This is a genomic window from Burkholderia sp. SCN-KJ (assembly GCF_024656005.1).
Taxonomy (GTDB): Bacteria; Pseudomonadota; Gammaproteobacteria; order Burkholderiales; family Burkholderiaceae; genus Burkholderia.
In genome coordinates, this window is the sequence record NZ_JANKOG010000001.1 from 38,675 (window position 1) to 62,437 (window position 23,763).

The window sequence follows — 23,763 nt, forward strand, 5'->3', positions numbered from 1 at the left end:
ATCAGAAATGCAGGCCCGGCGACAGGCTCGCGGGCAAGGTCAGTTGGGTGCTTTCCACCGACGCCATCGGATATGCGCAATAGTCGGCCGCGTAGTACGCGCTCGGCCGATGGTTGCCCGAGCGGCCCGTGCCGCCGAACGGCGCGGCGGACGATGCGCCGTTGGTCGGGCGGTTCCAGTTGACGATCCCCGCACGAATCGTGCGGCGGAAGTGGTCCCATGCGTTGGCGTCATCGGCGAGCAGGCCGGCCGACAGGCCGAACGCCGTGTCGTTCGCGCGCTCGATCGCTTCGTCGAACGTCGCGTAGCGGACGATCTGCGCGAGCGGGCCGAAGTGCTCCTCGTCGGGCAGGTTCGCCACGCCGGTTACGTCGATGATCGACGCGTTCACGAAGCCCAGGCGCGGATCGCGCTGCGTCATCGCGATGATCGGCTTCGCGCCCTGCTCGATCAGGCGCGACTGCGCGTCGACGAGCTTGGCGGCCGCGCGTGCCGAGATCACCGCGCCCATGAACGGCTGCGGATCGGCGTCGAACACGTCGGCCGTGATCTTCGACGTGACGTCGGCGAAGCGTGCGAGGAAGCGGTCGCCGAACGCGCCCTGCGGCACGAAGATGCGGCGTGCGCACGTGCAGCGCTGGCCGGCCGACAGGAACGCCGACTGGATCGTGTGATGCACGGCCGCGTCGACGTCCTCGACTTCGCCGATCACGAGCGGGTTGTTGCCGCCCATCTCGAGCGCGAGCACGATTTCCGGACGGCCGCCGAACTGCTTGTGCAGCAGCGTGCCGGTATCCGAGCTGCCGGTGAAGAACAGCCCGTCGATCTGCCGGTGATTCGCGAGCGCGATGCCCGTGTCCTTCTCGCCCTGCACGAGGTTCAGCACGCCGGCCGGCAGACCGGCTTCCTGCCACACCTCGACCGTCGCGCGCGCAACGCCCGGCGCGAGCTCCGACGGCTTGAACACGACCGTGTTGCCCGCGATCAGCGCCGGCACGATATGACCGTTCGGCAAATGGCCGGGGAAGTTGTACGGACCGAACACCGCGACGACGCCGTGCGGGCGATGGCGCAGCACCGCGACGCCGTCGGCCATGTCCTGGCGCTTCTCGCCGGTGCGTTCCTGGTAGGCCTGGATCGAGATGCCGACCTTCGCGGCCATCGCCGCGACTTCGGTGCGGGCTTCCCACAGCGGCTTGCCGGTCTCGCGGCCGATCGCGGTCGCGATCGCTTCCTTGCGTTCGGTGAGCAGCGCGGCGAAGCGCTTGACGATTTCGCAGCGCGCTTCGAAGTCGAGCGCCGACCAGCCGGCGAACGCGCGGCGCGCGCTTGCGACCGCGCGGTCGACGTCGGCCGCCGACGCGCTTTCGCCCTGCCATGCGATCGCGTCGGTGCCCGGGTTGCGCGAAGCGAAGACGGGGCCCGAGCCTGCGACCCAGGCGCCGTCGATGAAGAGTTCCGTCATGATTCGTTTATCCCTGTTTGACTTTGAGCGGCAGCACGCGGACCGGATCGCCGGCCTTCACGTCGAGCGCGGCGGCATCGTCGGCCGACAGCACGAACGACCCGTTCGCGACCACGCCCGGCGCGACGCCGACGCGGAAATCGTTCAGCGACGTGTTCGACACGAGCGACTTCGGCATATCTTCCCGTGCATCGGGCACACCGATCGCGACCGGCACGACGACGCTCTCGCGCACCGTGCGCAGGTCGTTGATGTGGCATTCGAGCACCGGGCCCGCGTCGAAGATGTCGACGTGGTTCTGGTAGCGCAGCCCTTCGGCCTCGAGCATCTTGCGGGCCGGCAGCGTGTCGCGGTGCGTGAGGCCGACCGCGTCCTGCGCGTCCTGCGGCAGCAGGTCGACGTACACCGGATAGCGCGGCATCAGTTCCGCGAGGAACGACTTGCGGCCGTGCGAGCTGAGGTAGTCCGCCGCGTTGAAATCGATCTGGTAGAAGTGCGAACCGACCGCGCGCCAGAACGGCGACGTGCCATCCTCGTCGAAGTGGCCGCGCAGCTCCGCGCAGATGCGTTCCGGGAAGCGTTCGCGGAACTGCGCGATGAACATGAAGCGCGAGCGCGACAGCAGGCCGCCGACGCCGCCCGTGCGGTAACGCGGGCTCAGGAACAGCGAGCACACTTCCGCGTAGCCCGTCAGGTCGTGCGAGATGTTGAGCGCGGACATCCGCGTCCACACGCCGAGCTCCTGGCTCGCGTGCACGACCGTGCTCACGCGGTAGTTGTAGAACGGCTGTTCGAGGCCGACCTGCGTCTCGATCCCGCACACGCCCGCGATGTCGCCCGTCTTCGATTCTTCCATCACGAAGAAGTAGCCGGCCTCGCCCGGTGCGGCCTCGCCGTCGAGCGTGCGGCGCGTGCGTTCGATGCGCGCGGCGAGCGCGTCGCGATCGGGCTTGAACGTGGTCAGGCCCGGCCCGGTTTCCTTCGCGAGCGACACGAGCGCGTCGACGTCGCCCGTTTGTACGACCCGAACGACGATCATGCTGCGTCTCCCTTCATGTCTTCATCGTCGCGGCGGTGCAGCGGCACGCAGCGCACGACATCACCCTCCTTCACATCGAGCGCCGCGCGCGCGTCGCCGGCGAGCGGCGCGTCGGCCGTATCGCCCGGCAGGTCGGCCAGCACGCAGCGGAACGATTCGCCGCTGCCGGTCGACACCATGTACGCGACGTCGCCCTGCTGATGCGCGGCTTCGCGCACCGTGCGCTCCGCGCCGTGCTTCACGCATGCGGTGCGGTCGACCTGCGCGGTCAGCACGGGGCCCGCGTCGAAGATGTCGACGAAGCGGTCCGGCTCGAAGCCTTCCTCGAGATGGATGTCGTACGCGAGCAGCGCCGTTTCGTTCGGCTCGCCGAGCACGCGCTGCGCGGCTTCCGGCAGCAGCGGCACGTAGAGCGGATACGCCGGCATCACTTCCGCGATGAACGTGCGGCTGCGGCCGCCCGACGCGATGTCGACGTCGGTGAAGTTGCGGCCGAAGAACTTGCGGCCCACCGCTTCCCAGAACGGCGATGCGCCCGTGCTGTCGCTCACGCCGAGCAGCAGCGTGAACACTTCCGGCGTGAAGCGGCGGCGGTTCGCGGCGATGTACATCATCCGCGCACGCGAGATCAGGTGCGCGGCCGCGTCGCCGCGCAGCGACGGATCGACGTAGAAGCCCGCCAGCCGGCTCTTGCCGGTCAGCTCGTGCGACATCGTGAGCGCATGGATCTTGCGGTTCACGTGCAGCTCGCGCGACGCGTGGATCAGTGCATCGTTGCGGAATGCGTAGAACGGTTCCGAGTAGCCGGCCGCGGCCACGATGCTCGCCGTGCCGAGCAGCTTGCCCGTCGACGAATCCTCGAGCACGAAGAGATAGAACTCCTCGCCGGCGAAGTCGACGTCCGCGCGAAACGAATCCTCGGAGAGCGCCACACGCGCTTCGAGCGCCGCGCGATCGTGCGGCAGCGAGTGCAGGACCGGCTGCGCGGTGCGCGCCATGTGCGCGAGCGCATCGAGATCCGTGAGTTTGCCGGGGCGAACAAATAGCATCGTCGTTCCTGTCTGCGATGGGCGCGACGCTCAGCGCGCGGTGGCTTCCTGGGCCGCGAGCACCTGCTCGACTGCCTTCTCGAAGCGCTTCACGCCTTCGTCGAGCAGGTCGAACGGGATCACGAGCGACGGCACGAAGCGCAGCACGTTCGGGCCCGCGATCAGCATGATCAGGCCGTTCTCGGCGGCGGCGGTGACGAAGTCCTTCGCGCGGCCGTCGAATGCGGCGGTGAGTTCCGCGCCGACCAGCAGGCCCTTGCCGCGGATGTCCTTGAAGATGCCGAAGCGTGCGTTGATGCGTTCCAGCGCGCCCTTCAGGCGCACGCTGCGTTCGCGCACGCCTTCGAGCAGCGCCGGGTCGCCGATCAGCTCGACGACCTTGTCCGCGATCGCCGACGCGAGCGGGTTGCCGCCGTACGTCGTGCCGTGCACGCCGACCTTGAAGTGGGCGGCCAGTTCGTTCGTCGTCAGCATCGCGCCGATCGGGAAACCGTTGCCGAGTGCCTTCGCGGTCGTGAGGATGTCCGGCGTGACGCCCGTGTCCATGTATGCGTAGAACTGGCCCGTGCGGCCGACGCCCGTCTGCACTTCGTCGAAGATCAGCACTGCGTCGTTGGCGTCGCACGCTTCGCGCAGTGCCTTCAGGAAGGCCGGATCGGCCGGGATCACGCCGCCTTCGCCCTGCACCGGCTCGACGATCACCGCGCAGGTTTGCGGGCCGATCGCGGCCTTGGCCGCTTCGATGTCGTTGAACGGCAGGTGCTTGATGCCTTCCGGCACCGGGCCGAAGCCTTCCGAGTATTTCGGCTGGCCGCCGACGCTGACCGTGAAGAACGTGCGGCCGTGGAACGACTGGACGAACGACACGATTTCGTATTTGTCGGCGCCGTGGCGGTCGAATGCGACGCGGCGCGCGAGCTTGAGGGCGGCTTCGTTCGCTTCCGCGCCCGAGTTCGCGAAGAACGCGCGGTCGGCGAAGGTCAGCGCTTCGAGGCGCTTCGCGAGGCGCAGCACCGGCTCGTTCGTGTAGCCGTTGCCGATGTGCCAGAGCTTGCGGCCTTGTTCGTCCAGGACCTTCAGCAGTTCCGGGTGGCCGTGGCCGAGCGACGTGACGGCGATGCCGCAGGCGAAATCCACGTATTCGCGGCCGGCCGTGTCCCACACGCGCGAGCCCTCTGCACGGTCCGGCACGAACGGCGCGGGGGAGAATACCGGCACCATCACTTCGTCGAATGTCTGGCGGGTCACGGTCGAGGTCGTCATGGTCGTTCCTTTCGGTTTCGTAAGAGGGTTCAACAGGATCAAGTTTAGGTAAGGGTGACGCAAGCGTCTTGCGGAATTGCGACGGGTTCTATCGGAAGCGGATAGGGCGCTTTATTTTGCCTCTCCCCGGCGGGGGTGGTGGCGTTTTGTGCTCGGTTGGTGTTTTGCGGTTTTTTTGCGGTTCGCTCGCTGTTATCGTGAAGCACCTGTGATCGTGTCGGTCTATTAGCGTCGCCCCTGCGCGGGGCGGCGGTTACTTTTCTTTGTCTTGCCAAAGAAAAGTAACCAAAAGAAAGGCGCCCGGATAACGCATGACTTCCCGGTGCCGTAGTCCACCAAGTGGCCCTCGCCTAAGTGTCCGCGCCAGCCGGGAACCCGGAGTGGTTCGAGCAATGGCTCTGACACCACTCACCACCCCGCGGAGTGGTATACCGCGCGCTAGCTCCGCCCTCGCTTCGCTCGGTCGACAGGTCCACACGCCCCGTTTTGAAAGCTGTCGGTTGATTGGCTTCCACAATTGCGGCGGGTGGCGCATGAATTCAATAAATTGAAATCGTCGTTGTGTTACAGCGGCCCCTCACTGATTTGGGGAACTGATCAGTGGGTGTCCATGTGTGGCGCGGGCGCATGAATGCGGCCGAAGAACCTTGCAGCCGAGCATAGCGAGGATGGAGCTAGCGGGCGGTATACCGCTCTGTTGCGTAGGGAGTGATGTCAGAACCATTGCTCGAACCACTCCGGGTTCCCGACTGGCGCGGACACTTAGGCGGGGGCCACTCCGGTGGCCATGGCACGGGGAAGTCATGCGTTATCCGGGCGCCTTTCTTTTGGTTACTTTTCTTTGGCAAGACAAAGAAAAGTAACCGCCGCCCCGCGCAGGGGCGACGCTAATAGACCGACACGATCACAGGTGCTTCACGACAAATGCAAGCGCACCACAAAAAACAGAATCAATCCTTGCCACCCCGCTCAACAAGCGCGCCCCCGCGAGGCTCCCCCCCACCGCCGGTCTGCTTCTCGAGCCAGGCTCTCCGATCCTCCCGAGGCGTGACCCCGAACCTTTCGCGGTACGCATTGGAAAAGTGCGCAGCAGAAGAAAACCCACAGGCGAGGCTCACCTGAACGACCGACTTGCTGGTCCGCTGCAACTGCGTGCGAGCCTTGAGCAACCGGAGATTGAGGTAATACTTGGAGGGCATCGCCCCGAGATACTGCCGAAAGAGCCGCTCCAGCTGCCGCCGCGACACGCCGACGAGCCCGGCGATCTCATCGGTCGTCAAAGGATCCTCGACATTGGCTTCCATCAAAAGCAACGCATCGTTCAGCCGAGGATGCCGCTCACCGGGCGCGGTCACAAAAGGAATCCGCTGCCGCTCCTCGCCGCTGCGCAGCGTGCCGGCCCCGAGCGCATCGGCAATGCGCTCACCCAAATCCGCCCCGTGTTCCCGGCCGATCATGGCCAGCATGAAATCGACGGTCGCCTGCCCGCCCGCACAGGTCGCCCGATCGCGATCGATCTCGAAGATCTGCTGCGTGACGATCGACCGCTCGAACTGTTCGGCGAACTGCTGATACGTCTCCCAGTTCACGCTCACGCGATATCCGGAAAGCTGCCCGGCCATCGCGAGCCACCACACGCCGTGGTGAATCCCCGTGACGACCGGCGTGCGCTGCCCCACCCGCGCGAGACTCGCGAGAAACAACCGATAGTCGGCAAACTGCTGAAACCGCTCCGACACGACGATCAGCCAGTCGCACGCGATCGCATCGTTGAACGCCGCATCGGCATGCCACTGCGCGCCGCCGGCGAGCGGCACCGGCCGCCCGTCCCACGAACACACCTGCCAGCGATACAGCAAGCGCCCGTCGATCTCGTTCGCGAGATGCAACGCATCGACGATCGGACCCACACCCGACATCGACACGGGCGGCAATGCAACGATCGCCACCTGCGTCGTGCGGGTGGCGCCTGCGGGACGAGACACCGGTACCACGTATGAAACGCCCTGCGCGTTACTTGAGACTGCCCGACAGGAACTGCTTCAGACGCTCGCTCTGCGGACGCACCAGCACCTCCTTCGGATCACCCTCTTCCTCGGTCCGCCCCTGATGCAGGAACATCACATGATTCGACACGTTGCGCGCGAAACCCATCTCGTGCGTGACGACGATCATCGTGCGGCCCTCCTCGGCCAGCTTCTGCATCACCTTCAGCACCTCACCGACGAGCTCCGGGTCGAGCGCCGACGTCGGCTCGTCGAACAGCATCACGTCCGGATGCATCGCCAGCGCCCGCGCGATCGCGACACGCTGCTGCTGGCCACCCGACAGATGCGACGGATACTGCTTCTCGACGCGCGGCGGCAAACCGACCTTCTCCAGGTACTCGCGCGCACGCTCCTCGGCTTCCTTCTTCGAAATGCCGAGCACGTGCACCGGCGCTTCCATCACGTTCTCGAGCACGTTCATGTGCGCCCAGAGGTTGAAGTGCTGGAACACCATCGCGAGCTTGGTGCGGATGCGCTGCAACTGCTTGTGATCGGCCACCTCGAGTGCACCGGCGCGGTCGGTCCTGGTGCGCACGGCCTCGCCGTCGACGACGATCTGCCCCGCATTCGGCCGCTCGAGAAAATTGATGCAGCGCAGGAACGTGCTCTTGCCCGAACCGCTGGCGCCGATGATGCTGATGACGTCGCCGGCCTTCGCGTTCAGCGACACGCCCTTGAGCACCTCGTTGTCGCCATAGCGCTTGTGAATGTCGACCGCGGCAAGCTTGGTGGAAGCGGACGCGCTCGTTTGAGTGATCTCGGCCATCTGGCTCTCCTCGAATGAAATCAATGACGGCCGGCCGCGAGATACGCGAGCCAGTGGCGCTCCGCCCGGCGAAATGCCGCGACGAGTGCGAACGATACCGCAAGATAGATCAGTGCGGCGATCCCGAACGACTGGAACGCCATGTAGGTCGCCGAATTGGCGTCACGCGCGACCTTCAGGATGTCGGGCACGGTCGCCGTGAACGCAACGGTGGTCGCGTGCAGCATCAGGATCACCTCGTTGCTGTACAGCGGCAACGCACGGCGCAGCGCCGACGGCAGGATCACCCGGCGGTACATCGTGAACGGCGACATCCCGTAGGCACGCGCCGCCTCGACCTCGCCGTGCGGAATCGCACGAATCGCACCCGCGAAGATCTCGGTCGTGTACGCGCAGGTGTTCAGCGCGAACGCGAGGATCGCGCAGTTGAAGCCGCTGCGGAAGAACGCGTCGAGCAGCGAGTGCGAGCGCACGAACTCGAGGCTGTACATGCCCGTGTACAGCAACAGCAGCTGCACGTAGAGCGGCGTGCCGCGGAACACGTACGTGTAGAACCGCACCGGCATCGACAGCCACTTCTTCTTCGACACGCGTGCAACCGCGAGCGGCACCGCGCACACGAAGCCGAGCGAAATCGACGCGACGAGCAGCCACAGCGTCACCGCAAGGCCGGAGAGGCGCTGGCCGTCCCAGTAAAGGAACGCCTGGCCGAATTCCTGGAGGATCTCGATCATAGTTCTGCGTGGCGCACGCCCGTGGAATAACGTTTCTCGAGCTGGATCAGCACGAGGTTGGAAACGGTCGTGATCGCGAGGTAGATCAGCGCCGCAACGAGGATGAAGAAGAACATGTTGAACGTGCTCTTGCCGGCGTCCTGCGCCGCCTTCACGACGTCGGCGAGGCCGATGATCGACACCAGCGCGGTCGCCTTCACAAGCACCTGCCAGTTGTTGCCGATGCCCGGCAGCGCGAAGCGCATCATCTGCGGAAACATGATCCGCACGAACACGCGCAGCCCGCTCATCCCGTACGCCGAGCCGGCCTCGAGCTGGCCGCGCGGCACCGACAGGAACGCACCGCGGAACGTCTCGGTGAAGTACGCGCCGTAGATGAAGCCGAGCGTCAGCACGCCGGCGACGAACGGGTCGATGTCGATCTGGTCCCAGCCGACGAGGTCGGTGAACTGGTTCAGCCAGATCTGGATGCTGTAGAACAACAGCAGCATCAGGACGAGATCGGGCACCGAGCGGATCAGCGTCGTATAACCGGTCGCGACCGCTCGCAGCACCCGGTTGTGCGACAGCTTCGCCACCGCGCCGATCAGCCCCAGCGCCACCGCAGCGGCGAGCGACAGCACCGACAGCTCGATGGTCTGCACGGTGCCGGCCCAGAGGACAGGACCAAAGCCGTAAAGGAACACGCGCGTCTCCAGTGTTGATGTGAACACCGGCGCGCATCACTGTCCGGCGCCGGGCTGACGCGGATAGTCGCAAGCGAAATTGTTTGCCTCAAATCACCGTGCGTGTGATTGCTGCGTCGCAGCAATTCGCCCCACCATTTGCAGGCACGGCCTACCGCGCTGTTTCAAAAGGAAAAAAGCCGCTTCCTGACAGTCGGATGACACGCAGGGAAGCGGACTTTTTGCAATTTTCCGGTCGCTTTTTCGATATAGCGCCGCAGGCGGTCTCACCGCCCTTTCAGGATGTCGGAGCGCGAAGTCGTATAGACAAGCCCGTCCGGGCCGAAATGGACGTTGAAGAACGCGTCGGTGTTGACGCCGTCCTCGAGCCAGCGCCAGCTCCATACGGTCTCGGGCTTCAGCGGGTACTGCGCGACGTCGCCGGGCTTGCCGAGCAGGCGCCGCACCTCGTCCTCGGTCATCCCCGGGCGCACCTTCGCGAAGTTCTCGGCGGTCAGCACCTGCGTCGCGCCCGTGTAGTACCCGCCCGGGTCGAGGTCGACGAACCAGGTCTGGTTGCCCATCGGGCCGCGCGGGTATTCGAGGCGCTTCGAGCCGTCGGTGAACGCGCGCTCGGTCTCGGGCTTGCCCATCGTGGCGCGCACGTCGGCTTCGGTCGAGACGCCGGCCTTCAGCCCCTTGAGCAGCAGCGGCGCCGGCTTGATCGCGTTGAAGAAGTCCCTGATACGTTGCACGTCGAGATTGCCTTGCTTGTCGTCGCAGCCGGTCAGCGCCAGCGCGGCGGCCAGCATCGTGACGGGAAGCAGCCGGAAACGGAAAATCATCGGAGGAAATGCGCGTGGAGAAAAACACGCGGCAAGGATACCTGCGCAACGCCAAAAGCGCGAGACGGACCGCGCGGCCCGTCTCGTGATCAATGCGTCGTTTCGGTTTGCACCTCGGCCTCGCGGCCCGCCTGCGGGGCGCGCGGCCCGGCCGGCACCGCCTTGATCCGGCGGCGCGTGCGCACCAGCTCGGCCAGTTGCCACGACCCGAGCGCGAGACAGCCGAACAGCACCTCGCGGCCGCGCTTGACCAGCGCGAGCGACAGCGCCGTCTCGCGATCGACGCCGAACATCTGCGCGAGCAGCACGACGGTCGCCTCCTGCACGCCGAGACCGCCCGGCACCATGAACGCCGCATGCCGCACGGCCTGCGTCATCGCCTCGATCGCGATCGCGCCGCCGATCGAGACCGGATGACCGAGCAGCGCGAGCGCCCAGTAGATTTCGAGCGCGCCGAGCACGTAGCCGGACAGCTGCCAGAAGAACGCACTGAACAGCAGCGGCGTGCGCGACATCAGCGCGTCGATGTCGCCGTCGAGGCGGCGGCCGTCGACGCCCTGCAGCAACCGGTGCGAATCGCCGAGCAGACGCCCCGCGAACCGCTCGATCGCGTGGAAGATCCCGCCGCGCCGCATCAGCACGACGCCGAGCACCGGCAGCGGCAGGGTCAGCAGCAGCGCGAGGCCGATCGTGCCGCCGCCCATGTCGTGCGTCGTCGCGAGCAGCAGCACGAGGCCGAGCGCGGCGAACGCATACTGGACGACGATCGTCACCAGCACCTCGACGATCACCGACGCGGTCACGCGGCTCGCGTCGGGCACCTGCCAGCGCGCCATCCGGATCCCGACCAGCTCGCCGCCGATCCCGACGACCGGCAGCAGCCGGTTCACCGCCTCGCGTACGGTCGCGACCCACCACAGGAACGACAGCGACGCGCGCCGGTCGAGCAGCTGGTGCCACGCGTACGCGTCGAGCAGCAGCGGCAGCGCATGGAACGGCACGAGCCACAGCAGCGCGAAGCCGGCGCGCTCGAGCATCCGCGTCACGTCGCCAATGCCTTCGTGCAGCCCGAGCGCGAGCAGGATCCCGATGCCGATCGGCCAGCCGAGCCATTTGATCCACTTGGTCATGACGGCTGCGCCCCCGCTTCGCGCGATGCGCGCGTGCCGCGCCGCGCCGCGGGCTGGCCGAACACGTCGGCAAAACCGCCGGTCGCGACGCCCGCGGCCTTCAGCGCGGCCGCGACGCGCGGCGACAGCAGCGCGTCGAGTTCGTCGACCGGCCGGTAAGCGGCCATCGTCGGCGTGATCGGCCCGTCGCCGGCTTCCGCCGGATGACAGTAGATCTCGCCGACCCCGGGCGGCAGCGCCGCGAGCGCGTCGAGCAGCACGGCCTCGTCCATCGCGCCCGTATGCTCGATCCCGACCACGTAGTCGTTGTGCGCGAGCCCCGCACGGTCGAGCCGGGCGCGCACCAGCGCGATCCACGGCTTGAGCAGCTCGGGCGCACGCGTTTCGTACGGCAGCCGCACCGCACGCAGCCCGTAGTCGCGACCGATCTCGATGATCATCGACAGCACGGTCGGATGCAGGTGGAAATGCTTGTGCGCGTTCACGTGGTCGAGCGGCAGGCCGCTCGCCGCGAACGCGTCGAACTGCGCGCGGATCTCGCGGCGCAGCTGCGCACGCACGTGCGGCAGGAAGAAGAAGCGGCAGCCATCCTTCGCCATCGCATCGCCGAAGCGCCCGTCGCGGCCGACCAGCGCGGGTATGTCATGCGCGGGCAGCGTGGCCGGCCCGTCCGCGAGGACGAGATGCAGGCCGACCGCGAGCGACGGCAGGCGCCGCGCGCGTTCGATCGCATCCTGCGCCGCGGGCGCACCGACCATCAGGCTCGCGGCGTTCAGCACGCCGTCGCGATGCGCGCGCTCGACCGCCGCGTTGACGCGCGGATGCAGCCCGAAGTCGTCCGCGGTGAAGATCAGCGCCCGCGCCGCCCGCTGCGTCGCCACGAATCAGGCCTCGTGCGCGCGCAGGAAGCGGAAGAACTCGACGCCTTCGCGCAGGCGGCGCTTCATCATGTCCCAGCTCGTCAGCATCTCGCGGACGATCTCCCAGATCTTCGACGGACGGAAGTAGAACTGGCGATAGAACTGCTCGAGATGGTGATAGATCTCGTCGCGCGACAGGTGCGGATAGCCGATCGCCGCGAGCTGCACGCCTTCCTTGCTGACCAGGTTGATGGTCTTGTTCTCTTCCATCCAGCCGTTCTCGACGGCCTGCTTGTAGAGCGTCGTACCCGGATACGGCGCGGCGAGCGACACCTGGATCGTGTGCGGATTGATTTCCTTCGCGTACTCGATCGTCTTCTTGATGGTGTCCTGCGTCTCGCCCGGCAGGCCGAGGATGAAGGTGCCGTGGATCTTGATGCCGAGCTTCTTGCAGTCCGCGCTGAAGCGGCGCGCGAAATCGGTGCGCACGCCCTTCTTGATGTTCACGAGGATCTGGTCGTCGCCGGATTCGAAGCCGACCAGCAGCAGGCGCAGGCCGTTTTCCTTCATGATCTTCAGCGACTTGTACGGCACGTTCGCCTTCGCGTTGCACGACCACGTCATGCCGAGCTTGCCCAGGCCGATGGCGATCGCTTCGGCGCGCGGCAGGTCGTCGGTGAAGGTGTCGTCGTCGAACATCAGCTCCTTCACTTCCGGCATGTTGTCGCGGATCCACTTCGCTTCCGCGAGCACGTTCTCGACCGAGCGCGTGCGGTAGCGATGGCCGCTGACCGTCTGCGGCCACAGGCAGAACGTGCAGCGCGACTTGCAGCCGCGGCCCGTGTAGATCGACACGTACGGGTAGTTCAGGTAGCCGATGAAGTAGTTGTCGATCTTCAGGTCGCGCTTGTAGACGGGCGCGACGAACGGCAGTTCGTCCATGTTCTCGAGGATCGGACGCGCTTCGTTGTGCTCGATCGAGCCGTCCTTCGCGCGCCAGCTCAAGCCCTTGATCTCGGGGAACGGCTTGCCTTCGGCGATTTCCTTGCAGGTGTAGTCGAATTCCTCGCGACACACGAAGTCGATCGCGTCGCTCGCCGTGAGCGAGTTGTGCGGATCGACCATCACCTTCGCGCCCACCATGCCGACCAGCATCGACGGCTTCATCTTCTTCAGATCCTGCGCGAACATCGCGTCGGTCGGGAACGACGGCGTGCTCGTGTGGATGATCACGAGATCGTAGTCGTTGGCGATCTTCAGCGTTTCCTCGACCGACAGGCCGTCGGCCGGCGCGTCGACGACGCGGCTGCCCGGCACGAGCGCGGCCGGCTGCGCGAGCCACGTCGGGTACCAGAAGGAACGGATTTCGCGCTTCGCCTGATAGCGCGAGCCGGCTCCGCCGTCGAAGCCGTCATACGAAGGGGCCTGCAAGAACAGCGTTTTCATGAATGCTCCGGTAGCCTGCATAGTTCGATTCGTTTCAACGATTCAGTCAATCAACCGCGGGCCGCCCTGCCGGCGCCCGCCTCTCTGTCATGTCGCGTCGCGCGGCGTGGCCGCGCGGCGCGTCTCGGCCCTCGGGCCGGATTCGATCGGGACCGGGCGCATCGCCGGTTCCCTTCGGGGAACGTACGTCAGCGGCCGTCCCCGCCCTCCGCGATCACCGTCGCGCGTTCGCCGCCGACGACCGTCATCCGCGCGCCGCGCCACACGACGTGCGTGCCGAACACGGCCGCGAGCCATTCGAGCGCGAGCAGCGTGTCGCGCACCGCGACGAGCGGCAGGTCGCGCCAGAACGCGCGCCAGCCATCCTCGCCGCGCGCGTGCAGCACGAGCCGCCCGAACGCGCCCACCACGGCCGCGCCACCCGCCAGCGTGCCGGCGACGGTGCCGTCGAGACGCAGCGCGAGCGCCGCGCCGATCGCGAGCCACGGCGCGGTAAACGTGATGAACAGGAACGCGAAGCCGGCCGGGTTCAGCGAGCGGATCGTGCGCAGCCAGCGCGTCTCGCGGTGCCAGAGCGGCCCGAACGACGGCTCGATCACGTCGGTCGCGACCTCGACCTCGGACAGCACGGTGCGCCGCCCGAGGCGGCGCGGCAGCTCGGCCAGCCAGAAGTCGTCGGCCAGCTCGTCCTTCAACGCGAGAAAACCGCCGATCCGCTCGAGCGTGTCGCGCGTGAGCGCGAGCGTCGCGCCGAAGCCGAAGCGGCTCGAGCGGCCGAGGTGCGTGATCCGTACCGACGGCGCGAACCAGGCATCGACGAACTGCGCGCCGATCCGCGTCCAGAACCCGCCGACGCTGCGCGCATGATACAGGCACGTGACGACCCCGACCGACGCATCGGCGAGCGGCGCCGTCACGCGCTCCAGATAGTCCGGCTGCACCGCGATGTCGCTGTCCGCGATCACGATGCGGCCGTACTTCGCGCGTTCGGCGAGATTGATCAGGTTGCTGACCTTCAGGTTCTTGCCGTGCACGCGCGCGTCGATCACGAGCGTGATGTCGCATTCCGGATAGTCGGCGCGCAGCCGCTCGACCACGGCGACAGCCGGATCGGATGCCGACGCGACGCCGAACAGCACTTCATGGCGCGGGTGGCGCTGTTCGCAGAACGTCGCGAGGTTCTCGTACAGGTGCGGCTCGGCGCCGCACAGCGGCTTGAGCACGCTGACGGGCTCGAAGCCGTCGCGCGCGGCGGTGCGCGGCGTGCGCGGGCGCGGCGCGAACGCCGCGACGAACGCATAGCCGGCCGCAGCCAGCGTGAACACGGTCAGGAGCCAGTCGAGCAGCGTGACGGTCGGCGTCATGCGCGACGCCCTCCGGCGACGCGGGCGCCCTGCCGACCGATCGAACCGGGTTGAACGTGATTGGGTATTCCGACAGCAACGAACGCGGGCACGACCCGACTCCTTGTTCCAGCAGCGTCTGTGTAATGGGGAGGCACGGCCCATTTCCCCGAAAGCGGCCATGCCCGGCATCGCGTGGCACATCCTCCCGCGATGCCCGGACGGGATGCGGGAAGATGCTAATGGCTGCCATCGGCACAACATGGACAGGCGCCGGATTTTAGCAGCCCGCGCCTCCCCGCGCTTGGCACCACGCGGAACGGACTACTGCGATTTCGGCAAAGCTGTGCGGCCGGGGAACCATTCTGGTGCCATCTCGTTCACGTTAGCGTAAGCACTTTGCAGGCGGATTGCAGTCTTGAAAATCAAACGTTTCGTGGAAATTTGTACGTCGATGCGAAGACATGACCAATCGCAGTAAAGATTGGTAATTATTCGGCGATTAGATTGATTTTTGCAACAATTGCCAGCCCCGCCTTGCGCCCCTGAAAGGCGCATGGGTATCCGCGCGTCGCCAGCGCGTTCCGGAACCCTTTGGCAAAATCGTCGCCATCTGTTGCGCATGCGCATCACCGCGCCCCCCTTCCGAAGGCCACCCGATGATTCCGTTTTCCGTACTCGATCTCGCCCCCATTCCCGTCGGCGCCGACGCCGCGCAGGCGTTCCGCAACACCGTCGATCTCGCACGGCACGCGGAGCGCCTCGGCTACCGACGCTACTGGCTCGCCGAACATCACAACATGCCCGGCATCGCGAGCGCGGCGACCGCCGTCGTGATCGGCCACGTGGCGGGTGCGACGAAGACGATCCGCGTCGGCTCGGGCGGGATCATGCTACCGAACCATGCGCCGCTCGTGATCGCCGAGCAGTTCGGCACGCTCGCGTCGCTGTATCCGGGGCGCATCGATCTCGGGCTCGGCCGCGCGCCCGGCACCGACCAGACCACGTCGCGCGCGCTGCGCCGCGACCTGATCGGCAGCGCCGACTCGTTTCCGGACGACGTCGCCGAGCTGCAGCGCTACTTCGCGGAACCGGTGCCCGGCCAGCGCGTGCGCGCGGTGCCCGGCGCGGGGCTGGACGTGCCCGTGTGGCTGCTCGGTTCGAGCCTCTTCAGCGCGCAGCTCGCCGCGATGCTCGGGCTGCCGTTCGCGTTCGCGTCGCACTTCGCGCCCGACTACCTGATGCGCGCGCTCGAGCTCTATCGCGCGCAGTACCGGCCGTCGGCCGCGTGGCCGAAGCCGCATGCGATGGTCGGCGTCAACGTGTTCGCGGCCGATACCGACGACGAGGCGCGGCACCTCTTCACGTCGCTGCAGCAGCAGTTCATCAACCTGCGCCGCGGCACGCCCGGCAAGCTGCCGCCGCCCGTCGACGCGCTCGAGGCGCTCGAGGCGAGCGAATTCGAACTCGCGAACGTCGCGCATGCACTGTCGTTCGCGGCGGTCGGCTCGCGCGACACGGTACGCGACAAGCTGCGCGACCGGATCGCACAAACCGGCGCGAACGAGGTGATCATCACCGCGCAGATCTACGATCACGCCGCGCGCGTGCGCTCGTTCGAGCTGGCCGCGCAGATCCGCGACGAACTCGCGAACGAAACCCGCTGACCTGGCGCCCGTGCCCGCCCGGGCGGGTGCGCCCGCCTGCGCGTCACTGCGGGTGCACCGCCCCCATCCCGTCGAGCAGCGCCTTGTGGAACGCGTCCGGATCCTGGATCTGCGGCGCGTGCCCGAGCGCCGGGAATTCGACGAGCTGCGCGCCGGGAATCGCCGCCTGCGTGCGTTTCGCGAGTTCCGGGTAACGGCCGAGCTTCGCATGCACGTCCGGCGGCGCCACGTCCTTGCCGATCGCGGTCGTGTCCTTGTCGCCGATCAGCAGCAGCGTCGGCACGCGAATCGCGCCGAGTTCGTAGACCACCGGCTGCGTGAGGATCATGTCGTAGATCAGCGCCGAGTTCCACGCGACCGCGTCGCGGCCCGGGCCGCGATACATGCCGGCGAGCATCTGCACCCAGCGCTCGTAGGACGGCGCCCACTTGCCCGCGTAGTAGGTCGCCTGCTCGTAGCGGCGGATGCCGTCCGCCGTCGTCTTCTGCTCGCGTGCGTACCAGTAGTCGACCGACAGCGGCGGCACGCCGAGCGCTTTCCAGTCCTCGAGGCCGATCGGGTTCACCAGCACGAGCTGCTCGGTCGCCTTCGGGTACATCAGCGCGTAACGCATCGCGAGCATCCCGCCCGTCGAATGGCCGACGATCGTCGCCGATTTCACGCCGACCGACTCGAGCAGCGCATGCGTGTTGCGTGCGAGCTGCTGGAAGCTGTACTGGTAGCGCTCGGGCTTCGACGACTTGCAGAAGCCGATCTGGTCCGGCGCGATCACGCGATAGCCGGCGCGGCTCAGCACGCCGATCGTGTCCTCCCAGGTCGCCGCGCAGAAGTTCTTCCCGTGCAGCAGCACGACGGTGCGGCCGTTCGGGTGCGCCGGCTGCACGTCCATGTACATCATCTCGAGGGTGTCGCGCTGCGAAACGAACGCGTAGCGGTGCACCGGCTCCGGATAGACGAAGCCTTCCAGGCGAGGGCCGTACGCGGGCCCGTCGTTGCCGGCCGGTGCCGGAACGTCGGCCGCTGCCGACGTCGCGCATGCGGCGGCGACGCTCGCGCCGAGCACGGCCGCGCGCGCGAGGGAGAACATCTTGCAATTCGAAGGCATGGCGCTCACGGTAATGGGAAATGCACGCGGTCAGCCGGGCGGCTTCACGCCCCGCGATTCTACGCGGTCGGGCTGACGACGGCGCGCAACACTCGTCGGCCGAGCGACTTCCGCGCACGCGACGAACTCGGGTATCGTGTGACGAGACCCTGAAACGCCTGCAGGCGAACGCTCATGAAAAACGTCCTCAGCATTCAGTCGCACGTCATCTACGGACACGCCGGCAACAGCGCGGCCGTGTTCCCGATGCAGCGCCTCGGCGTCAACGTCTGGCCGCTCAACACCGTCCAGCTGTCGAATCACATGCAGTACGGCCACTGGGCCGGCAGCGCGATCGACGCCGCGAAGATGGAGCAGCTGGTCGACGGCGTCGCCGCGATCGGCGCGCTCAAGCGCTGCGACGCGGTACTGTCCGGCTTCGTCGGCTCGCCGGCGCAGGCGCGCGCGACGGTCGAGATCGTGCGCTCGGTGAAGGCGATGAACCCGAACGCGTGGTACTTCTGCGATCCGGCGATGGGCCAGACGGGCGGCATCCGCCCCGAACCCGGCGTCGAGGAATTCATCGTCGCGGAGATGCCGGCGCTCGCGGACGGCATGTCGCCGAACCACACCGAGCTGCAGAAGCTCGCCGGGCGGCGCATCGAGACCGTCGCCGAAGCCGTCGACGCGTGCCGCGCGCTGATCCGCCGCGGCCCGAAGATCATCCTCGTCAAGCACCTGCACGACCGCAGCAGTCCGGCCGACCGCTTCAACATGCTCGCCGTCACCGAGACCGAAGCGTGGATCGGCCAGCGCCCGCTGTATGCGTTTCCGCGCCATCCGGTCGGCGTCGGCGACCTCACCAGCGCCATTTTCGTCGCGCGCCGGTTGCGCGGCGACTCGGTGCGCGCCGCGTTCGAGCACACGCTCGCGGCCGTGCACGCGGTCGTGAAGGCAACCTACGACGCACGCCGCTACGAGCTCGAACTCGTCGCCGCGCAGGACGAAATCGCGCGCCCGAGCGAATGGTTCGGCGCGTGGGTGACGGACGCCTGACGCCGCTGCATCCGCATCGCGGGCGCGCGTCAAGCGCCATCTGCTGTCCTGCTGTCCTGCTGTCCTGCTTTCCCGCTTTCCCGCTTTCCCGCTTTCCCGCTTTCCCGCTTTCCCGCTGTCCGCTGTCCGCTGTCCGCGTCCCCGCTGCCCGTTGCACCGCGACCGTCGGCCGTTGTCCGTTCAACGCCGCACCTGCAAACGTTTCCGGACTTCACATGAATGACACCGATTTCTCGCTATGCTCGCGGCGGCACGACCCGGCGCAGCCGCATCCTGCGCCGCGGGGCGCGTCCATTTTCCGCATGTCCCGCCAACCGGCTCCCCCCTTTAACGCACGATAACGACCATGACCCGATCGAACCGTCGTGACTTCCTGCGCGTCGCCGCCGGCACCGCCGGCGCAGCCGCGCTGAACCTGTTCCCGCCCGTGATCCGCGATGCGCTCGCCATCCCCGCGAACCGCCGTACCGGCACGATCCGCGATATCGAACACATCGTGATCCTGATGCAGGAGAACCGTTCGTTCGACCATTACTTCGGCACGATGCGTGGTGTCCGCGGATTCGGCGACCCGCGCCCGCTGCGCCTCGCGAACGGCAAGTCGGTGTTTCACCAGCCGGTCGGCCCCGCCGAGCTGCTGCCGTTCCACCCGGGCGCCGACAAGCTCGGCCTGCAGTTCCTGCAGGACCTGCCGCACGGCTGGCAGGACATGCACGCCGCCTGGAACAAGGGCCGCTACGACCAGTGGGTGCCGAACAAGGGCACCACGACGATGGCGTACCTGAAGCGCGACGACATCCCGTTCCACTACCAGCTCGCCGACGCGTTCACGATCTGCGACGCGTACCACTGCGCGATCCCGAGCTCGACCGACCCGAACCGCTACTACATGTGGACCGGCTATGTCGGCAATGACGGCACGGGCGGCGGCCCGGTGCTCGGCAACGAGGAAAAGGGCTACGGCTGGACGACCTATCCGGAAGTGCTCGAGCAGGCCGGCGTGTCGTGGAAGATCTACCAGGACGTCGGCACGGGGCTCGACGCGAACGGCTCGTGGGGCTGGACGCAGAACCCGTACATCGGCAACTACGGCGACAACGCGCTGCTCTACTTCAACCAGTACCGCAGCGCGCTGCCCGGCACGCCGCTGTACGACAAGGCGCGCACCGGCACCAACATCAGCGCCGGCGGCACGCTGTTCGACGTGCTGCAGCAGGACGTGAAGAACGGCACGCTGCCGCAGGTGTCGTGGATCTGCGCGCCGGAAGCGTACTCGGAGCACCCGAACTGGCCGGCGAACTACGGCGCGTGGTACATCGAGCAGGTGCTGAAGGCGCTCGTGTCGAATCCGGACGTGTGGAGCAAGACCGCGCTCTTCATCACCTACGACGAGAACGACGGCTTCTTCGACCACGTGCCGCCGCCGTTCGCACCGCAGTCGCGCGACAACGGGCTGTCGACGGTCGCGACGACCAACGAGGCATTCGCCGGCGACGCGTCGCACATGGCCGGCCCGTACGGGCTCGGGCCGCGCGTGCCGATGCTGGTGGTGTCGCCGTGGACCAAGGGCGGCTGGGTCTGCTCGCAGACCTTCGATCACACGTCGCTGCTGCAATTCATCGAAGCACGCTTCGGCGCGCAGTACGCGGTCACCGCGGCGAACGTGTCGCCGTGGCGCCGCACGGTGTGCGGCAACCTGACGTCCGCGTTCGACTTCGCGACGCCCGACGCAAGCTGGCCGCAGCTCCCGGACACGAGCGGCTATGCGCCGCCCGACCGCAACCGTCACCCCGACTACATCCCGGTGCCGCCGGTCGTCCAGCATCTGCCGAAGCAGGAGGCCGGCCTGCGTCCGGCGCGCGCGCTGCCGTACGAACTGTTCGTGCACGGCCGGATCGACAATGCGAGCGGCCAGTTCCGGCTGACCTTCGCGAACACCGGCACTGCAGGCGCGGCGTTCCAGGTCCAGGCGCGCAATCGTGTCGACGGCCCGTGGACCTACACGGTCGACGCCGGCAAGCGGGTTTCCGACCTGTGGAGCCCGGCGCCGTCGCTCGGCCTGTACGACCTCGACGTGTACGGCCCGAACGGCTTCTACTGCCACTTCCGCAGCCCCGCGGCAGCGGCGGTCGGCCCCGCGAGCGTCAACCCCGAGGTGGTCTACGGCTACGACGTCGCGAACGGCAACATCACGCTGCGCCTGATGAACCGCGGCCACAAGGCCGTGCGGCTCAAGGTGACGAGCGCATATGGCCACGACCATCCGCGCGAGTTCGACCTCAAGCCGGGTACGCACGTCGACGACTACTGGGATCTGCGCGGCAGCCACGGCTGGTACGACCTGACCGTCAGCGACGGCCGCCCGCTCGGCTTCCTGCGCCGTTTCGCGGGCCACGTGGAGACCGGCCGCCCGAGCACGAGCGACCCGGCGATCCGCACGAACGCGTCGCATGACGACGCCGAAGCCGCGTCGGACGCCCTGTCCGACTGACGACGGCGAACGCGGCGCGGCCCCGCCGGGGGCTGCGCCGCCCGCCCGCACCCGCCTCCCGTCCGTTCGTGACGGGAAACTCCCGATACCGGCCGCCCGCGCTCGCGCGGAAGCTGTGCGCAAATCCGCATCGAATGCGCGGCAAATTGCCAAGACCCGCGCATATCGGCGACCTATATATCGAGACGATCGGGGCTCCTCGCAGAGCCTGACGGGAGATCCTTTCCGGGAAGCATCAGCAAGCCGACCTCCCCGCCCGATTCCGAGAAGCGGTCGAACCGCCCGCCCGTCGCACGCGCCCGGCCCGCCGGCTGCGTGCGGTACCCACCCGCTGGTGTTAGAACAAGAGGAACGAACATGACATTCCGTCATTCCCTGTTGTCGGTATCGGTCGTATCCGCGGTAGCCCTTCTCTCGCAACACGCCGCCCAGGCCGCCGACGCGTCCGACGTGAAGGTCGGCTTTGCCGCGCCGCTCACCGGCGTGAACGCCGGCTACGGCAAGGATCTCCAGAACGGCGTGCAGCTCGCGCTCGACGACGCCGCCGCGCAGAAGGTGCAGATCGCCGGCAAGCCCGTGCATTTCGACCTGGTCGTGCAGGACGACCAGGCCGACCCGCGCATCGGCGTGCAGGCCGCGCAGGCGCTCGTCGACCAGAACGTGTCGGTGGTGGTCGGCCACTTCAACTCGGGCACGACGATTCCGGCGTCGGTGGTCTACGACAAGGCCGGCATTCCGGTGATCGACCCGGCCGCGACCAACCCGACGCTCACGTCGCGCGGGCTCGCGAACATGTTCATGGTGATCGCGACCGACGGCCAGAACGCCGGCAACGCGGGCAAGTACGCGGTCGACGTGACCAAGGCGAAGCGCATCGCGATCATCGACGACCGCACCGCGTTCGGCCAGGGTGAGGCGGACGAGTTCGAGAAGGCCGTGAAGGCGGCCGGCGGCAACATCATCGGCCGCGAGTTCACCAGCAACCAGGCGGTCGACTTCCGCGCGCAGATCACGAGCCTGAAGGGCAAGAACCCCGACCTGATCTTCTTCGGCGGTCTCGATTCGCTCGCCGCGAACTTCATCAAGCAGATGCGCCAGCTCGGGCTGAACGCGCAGTTCGTCGGCGGCGGCGGTGTGAAGGACAACGAGTTCATCAAGATCGCCGGCCCGGCCGCGGAAGGCGCGATGGCGTGGGAATACGGGCGGCCGCTCGACGAGCTGCCGCAGGGCAAGGATTTCGAGCAGCGCTTCAAGAAGCGCTTCGGCGTCGACGTGCTGTCGTACGCGCAGTTCGGCTACGACGCGGCATGGGCGGCGATCAAGGCGATGCAGGCGGCGAACTCGACCGATCCGAAGGTCTATCGCCCGGCGCTGAAGAAGGTCGACTTCGAAGGCGTCACCGGCCGCATCTCGTTCGCGAACGACGGCTCGCTGAAGAGCGGGATGTCGACGCTGTACCAGGTGAAGAGCGGCGCGTGGAAGACCATCGTGACGAAGGGGGGCTGATCGGGTAGTTTCGGCGGTCCGGGTAGCCGGGCCGCCCCGGGGCGCGGGCGGCGGCGGAACGCCGCCCCGCCGCCCCTCGCACGATGCAGGTGACCGGACGATCTGCCGCCGGCGCTAAAACAATCGGCGCAATCGCACCGATCTCATACGATGACTGATGTTATGGCGATATTCGTCATGACCTGCGCCACTGCGCAGGCCGTGTCGGCGGCCACGGGTCAGCTGGCCTGCGTGTCGCGTTCCGCCTCGGCCGCCTCGTGCGCACGGCGCAGCCGCTCGCGGCTGTTGGTCAGGTGCGTGCGCATCGCGGCGCGCGCGGCTTCCGGGTCGTGACGCGCGATCGCCTCGTAAATGTCTTCGTGCTCGTGATTGAGCCGGGCGACATAGCGCTCGAGGTCGTCGCCGGCGAAGCGCGCCGAATTCACGCGCGTGCGCGGAATGATCGACGCGCCGAGCTGCGTCATGATGTCGACGAAATAGCGGTTGCCGGTGGACTGCGCGATCTGCAGGTGGAACTGGAAATCGAGTGGTGCCGTGTCGCGGTCGCCGCCCGCCCCCGACGCAATCGCGTCGAGCGCACGCCGCAACGCGGCGAGGTCGGTATCGTTCGCGCGCTGCGCGGCGAGGCTCGCGCATTCGCTTTCGAGACTGATGCGCAGCTCGAGCACCGCGAGCACGTCGCGCAGCGTCGTGATGGTCGCGGGATCGATACCGAACGTCTGCCGGCGCGCCGGCTCGAGCACGAAGCTGCCGATGCCGTGGCGCGTCTCGACGAGGCCGCTCGCCTGCATCCGCGAGATCGCTTCGCGCACGACCGTGCGGCTGACACCCTGCGCCGCCATGACTTCGGTTTCGGTCGGCAGCTTGTCGCCGGGACGCAGCGTGCCGTTTTCGATCTGCGCGGTCAGCGCGTCGACGACATCTTGTGCGAGGCTGCGTGCGCGACGGCGCGGCGCTGCGGGAAGCGTGGGCACGGACATGAGGCCGGTTCCTTTTTGAATGATCGTAATGTGAGCCGAGGGTTTACGCGGGGTTTGAGCGAACGCCGATGATTCATTATACTGCGTCACAAGTCATCCGACGACTGATGATCGCGACACGGATCTCCTGTCGACCGAGGCTGCGCTCCAGCGCCTGCCCGGTCCCGTGGCTCGCGATCGGCCGGCATTCGCGCTTCTGCGCGGCTGCCGGCGCCCGGTTTCGCGACCGATCGAAGCGCGCTTGCGCGCGTGCTCCGGCCTGTCGCGACACCGGCATCGAGCGGGTCGCCCCCATCCTTTCGGGTTGCCGTCGACATGCGGGGCTT

Annotated in this window: 19 protein-coding genes; 4 read left to right on the forward strand and 15 right to left on the reverse strand. The window is 67.3% G+C overall.

Features of this window, described 5'->3' with window-relative positions; all coding sequences use genetic code 11:
- Position 1 precedes the first annotated feature (1 nt).
- The 13 genes from astD to hpnI all read right to left on the reverse strand — a co-directional run bounded on the left by astD (position 2) and on the right by hpnI (position 14,674).
- Positions 2–1,465: a succinylglutamate-semialdehyde dehydrogenase gene (gene astD / locus NQV17_RS00120; protein WP_257767697.1), complete on the reverse strand. Its 1,464-nt coding sequence runs from the start codon at positions 1,463–1,465 to the stop codon at positions 2–4.
- Positions 1,466–1,472: 7 nt separating this feature from the next.
- Positions 1,473–2,504, reverse strand: a complete 1,032-nt coding sequence (gene astA, locus NQV17_RS00125; protein WP_257767698.1) for an arginine N-succinyltransferase — start codon at positions 2,502–2,504, stop codon at positions 1,473–1,475.
- Positions 2,501–3,553 (reverse strand): arginine/ornithine succinyltransferase subunit alpha, encoded by a 1,053-nt coding sequence (gene aruF, locus NQV17_RS00130; protein ID WP_257767699.1) that lies wholly within the window; start codon positions 3,551–3,553, stop codon positions 2,501–2,503. Before aruF ends, astA begins: the two co-directional genes overlap by 4 nt.
- A gap of 30 nt (positions 3,554–3,583) precedes the next feature.
- A complete protein-coding gene (locus NQV17_RS00135; RefSeq protein ID WP_044849125.1) occupies positions 3,584–4,816 on the reverse strand; it encodes an aspartate aminotransferase family protein in 1,233 nt (410 codons plus the stop codon).
- Positions 4,817–5,766: 950 nt separating this feature from the next.
- Positions 5,767–6,810 (reverse strand): GlxA family transcriptional regulator, encoded by a 1,044-nt coding sequence (locus tag NQV17_RS00140; RefSeq protein WP_044849124.1) that lies wholly within the window; start codon positions 6,808–6,810, stop codon positions 5,767–5,769.
- A gap of 19 nt (positions 6,811–6,829) precedes the next feature.
- The gene (locus NQV17_RS00145) at positions 6,830–7,630 is read right to left on the reverse strand and encodes an ABC transporter ATP-binding protein (RefSeq protein ID WP_257767700.1); all 801 of its coding nucleotides are present in this window, start codon (positions 7,628–7,630) and stop codon (positions 6,830–6,832) included.
- Between the two features lie 20 nt (positions 7,631–7,650).
- Positions 7,651–8,364, reverse strand: coding sequence for an ABC transporter permease (locus NQV17_RS00150; RefSeq protein WP_044849122.1), 714 nt, complete (start codon positions 8,362–8,364; stop codon positions 7,651–7,653).
- Positions 8,361–9,050, reverse strand: a complete 690-nt coding sequence (locus NQV17_RS00155; RefSeq protein WP_044849121.1) for an ABC transporter permease — start codon at positions 9,048–9,050, stop codon at positions 8,361–8,363. The genes NQV17_RS00150 and NQV17_RS00155 overlap by 4 nt, the downstream gene beginning before the upstream one ends.
- A gap of 266 nt (positions 9,051–9,316) precedes the next feature.
- On the reverse strand, positions 9,317–9,874 hold the full coding sequence (locus NQV17_RS00160) for a lipoprotein (RefSeq protein WP_044849120.1): 558 nt from the start codon (positions 9,872–9,874) through the stop codon (positions 9,317–9,319).
- 89 nt (positions 9,875–9,963) lie between these two features.
- Positions 9,964–11,004 (reverse strand): lysylphosphatidylglycerol synthase domain-containing protein, encoded by a 1,041-nt coding sequence (locus tag NQV17_RS00165; protein WP_257767714.1) that lies wholly within the window; start codon positions 11,002–11,004, stop codon positions 9,964–9,966.
- Positions 11,001–11,885 carry a hopanoid biosynthesis-associated protein HpnK gene (gene hpnK, locus NQV17_RS00170; RefSeq protein ID WP_257767716.1) on the reverse strand — a complete coding sequence of 295 codons (885 nt, stop codon included), beginning with the start codon at positions 11,883–11,885 and terminating at the stop codon, positions 11,001–11,003. The genes NQV17_RS00165 and hpnK overlap by 4 nt, the downstream gene beginning before the upstream one ends.
- Positions 11,886–11,888: 3 nt before the next feature.
- Positions 11,889–13,331 carry a hopanoid biosynthesis associated radical SAM protein HpnJ gene (gene hpnJ / locus NQV17_RS00175; RefSeq protein ID WP_308234889.1) on the reverse strand — a complete coding sequence of 481 codons (1,443 nt, stop codon included), beginning with the start codon at positions 13,329–13,331 and terminating at the stop codon, positions 11,889–11,891.
- Positions 13,332–13,498: 167 nt separating this feature from the next.
- Positions 13,499–14,674 carry a bacteriohopanetetrol glucosamine biosynthesis glycosyltransferase HpnI gene (gene hpnI / locus NQV17_RS00180; RefSeq protein WP_257767719.1) on the reverse strand — a complete coding sequence of 392 codons (1,176 nt, stop codon included), beginning with the start codon at positions 14,672–14,674 and terminating at the stop codon, positions 13,499–13,501.
- Between the two features lie 638 nt (positions 14,675–15,312).
- Between hpnI and NQV17_RS00185 the strand changes: the two genes are divergently transcribed.
- Positions 15,313–16,320: an LLM class flavin-dependent oxidoreductase gene (locus NQV17_RS00185; RefSeq protein ID WP_257767721.1), complete on the forward strand. Its 1,008-nt coding sequence runs from the start codon at positions 15,313–15,315 to the stop codon at positions 16,318–16,320.
- Positions 16,321–16,363: 43 nt separating this feature from the next.
- On the opposite strand, the gene NQV17_RS00190 is transcribed toward NQV17_RS00185, so the two are convergent.
- Positions 16,364–17,425, reverse strand: coding sequence for an alpha/beta fold hydrolase (locus NQV17_RS00190; RefSeq protein WP_257767723.1), 1,062 nt, complete (start codon positions 17,423–17,425; stop codon positions 16,364–16,366).
- 174 nt (positions 17,426–17,599) lie between these two features.
- Here NQV17_RS00190 and pdxY point away from each other — a divergent pair, with 174 nt between their 5' ends.
- The 3 genes from pdxY (at position 17,600) to NQV17_RS00205 (ending at position 22,457) form a co-directional block, all read left to right on the forward strand.
- Positions 17,600–18,460, forward strand: coding sequence for a pyridoxal kinase PdxY (gene pdxY, locus NQV17_RS00195; RefSeq protein WP_044849114.1), 861 nt, complete (start codon positions 17,600–17,602; stop codon positions 18,458–18,460).
- 346 nt (positions 18,461–18,806) lie between these two features.
- On the forward strand, positions 18,807–20,951 hold the full coding sequence (locus NQV17_RS00200; RefSeq protein ID WP_257767726.1) for a phosphocholine-specific phospholipase C: 2,145 nt from the start codon (positions 18,807–18,809) through the stop codon (positions 20,949–20,951).
- Positions 20,952–21,308: 357 nt separating this feature from the next.
- A complete protein-coding gene (locus NQV17_RS00205) occupies positions 21,309–22,457 on the forward strand; it encodes a branched-chain amino acid ABC transporter substrate-binding protein (RefSeq protein WP_044844737.1) in 1,149 nt (382 codons plus the stop codon).
- A 218-nt stretch (positions 22,458–22,675) separates the two neighbouring features.
- On the opposite strand, the gene NQV17_RS00210 is transcribed toward NQV17_RS00205, so the two are convergent.
- Positions 22,676–23,437: a FadR/GntR family transcriptional regulator gene (locus NQV17_RS00210; protein WP_257767729.1), complete on the reverse strand. Its 762-nt coding sequence runs from the start codon at positions 23,435–23,437 to the stop codon at positions 22,676–22,678.
- Positions 23,438–23,763: the final 326 nt, after the last annotated feature.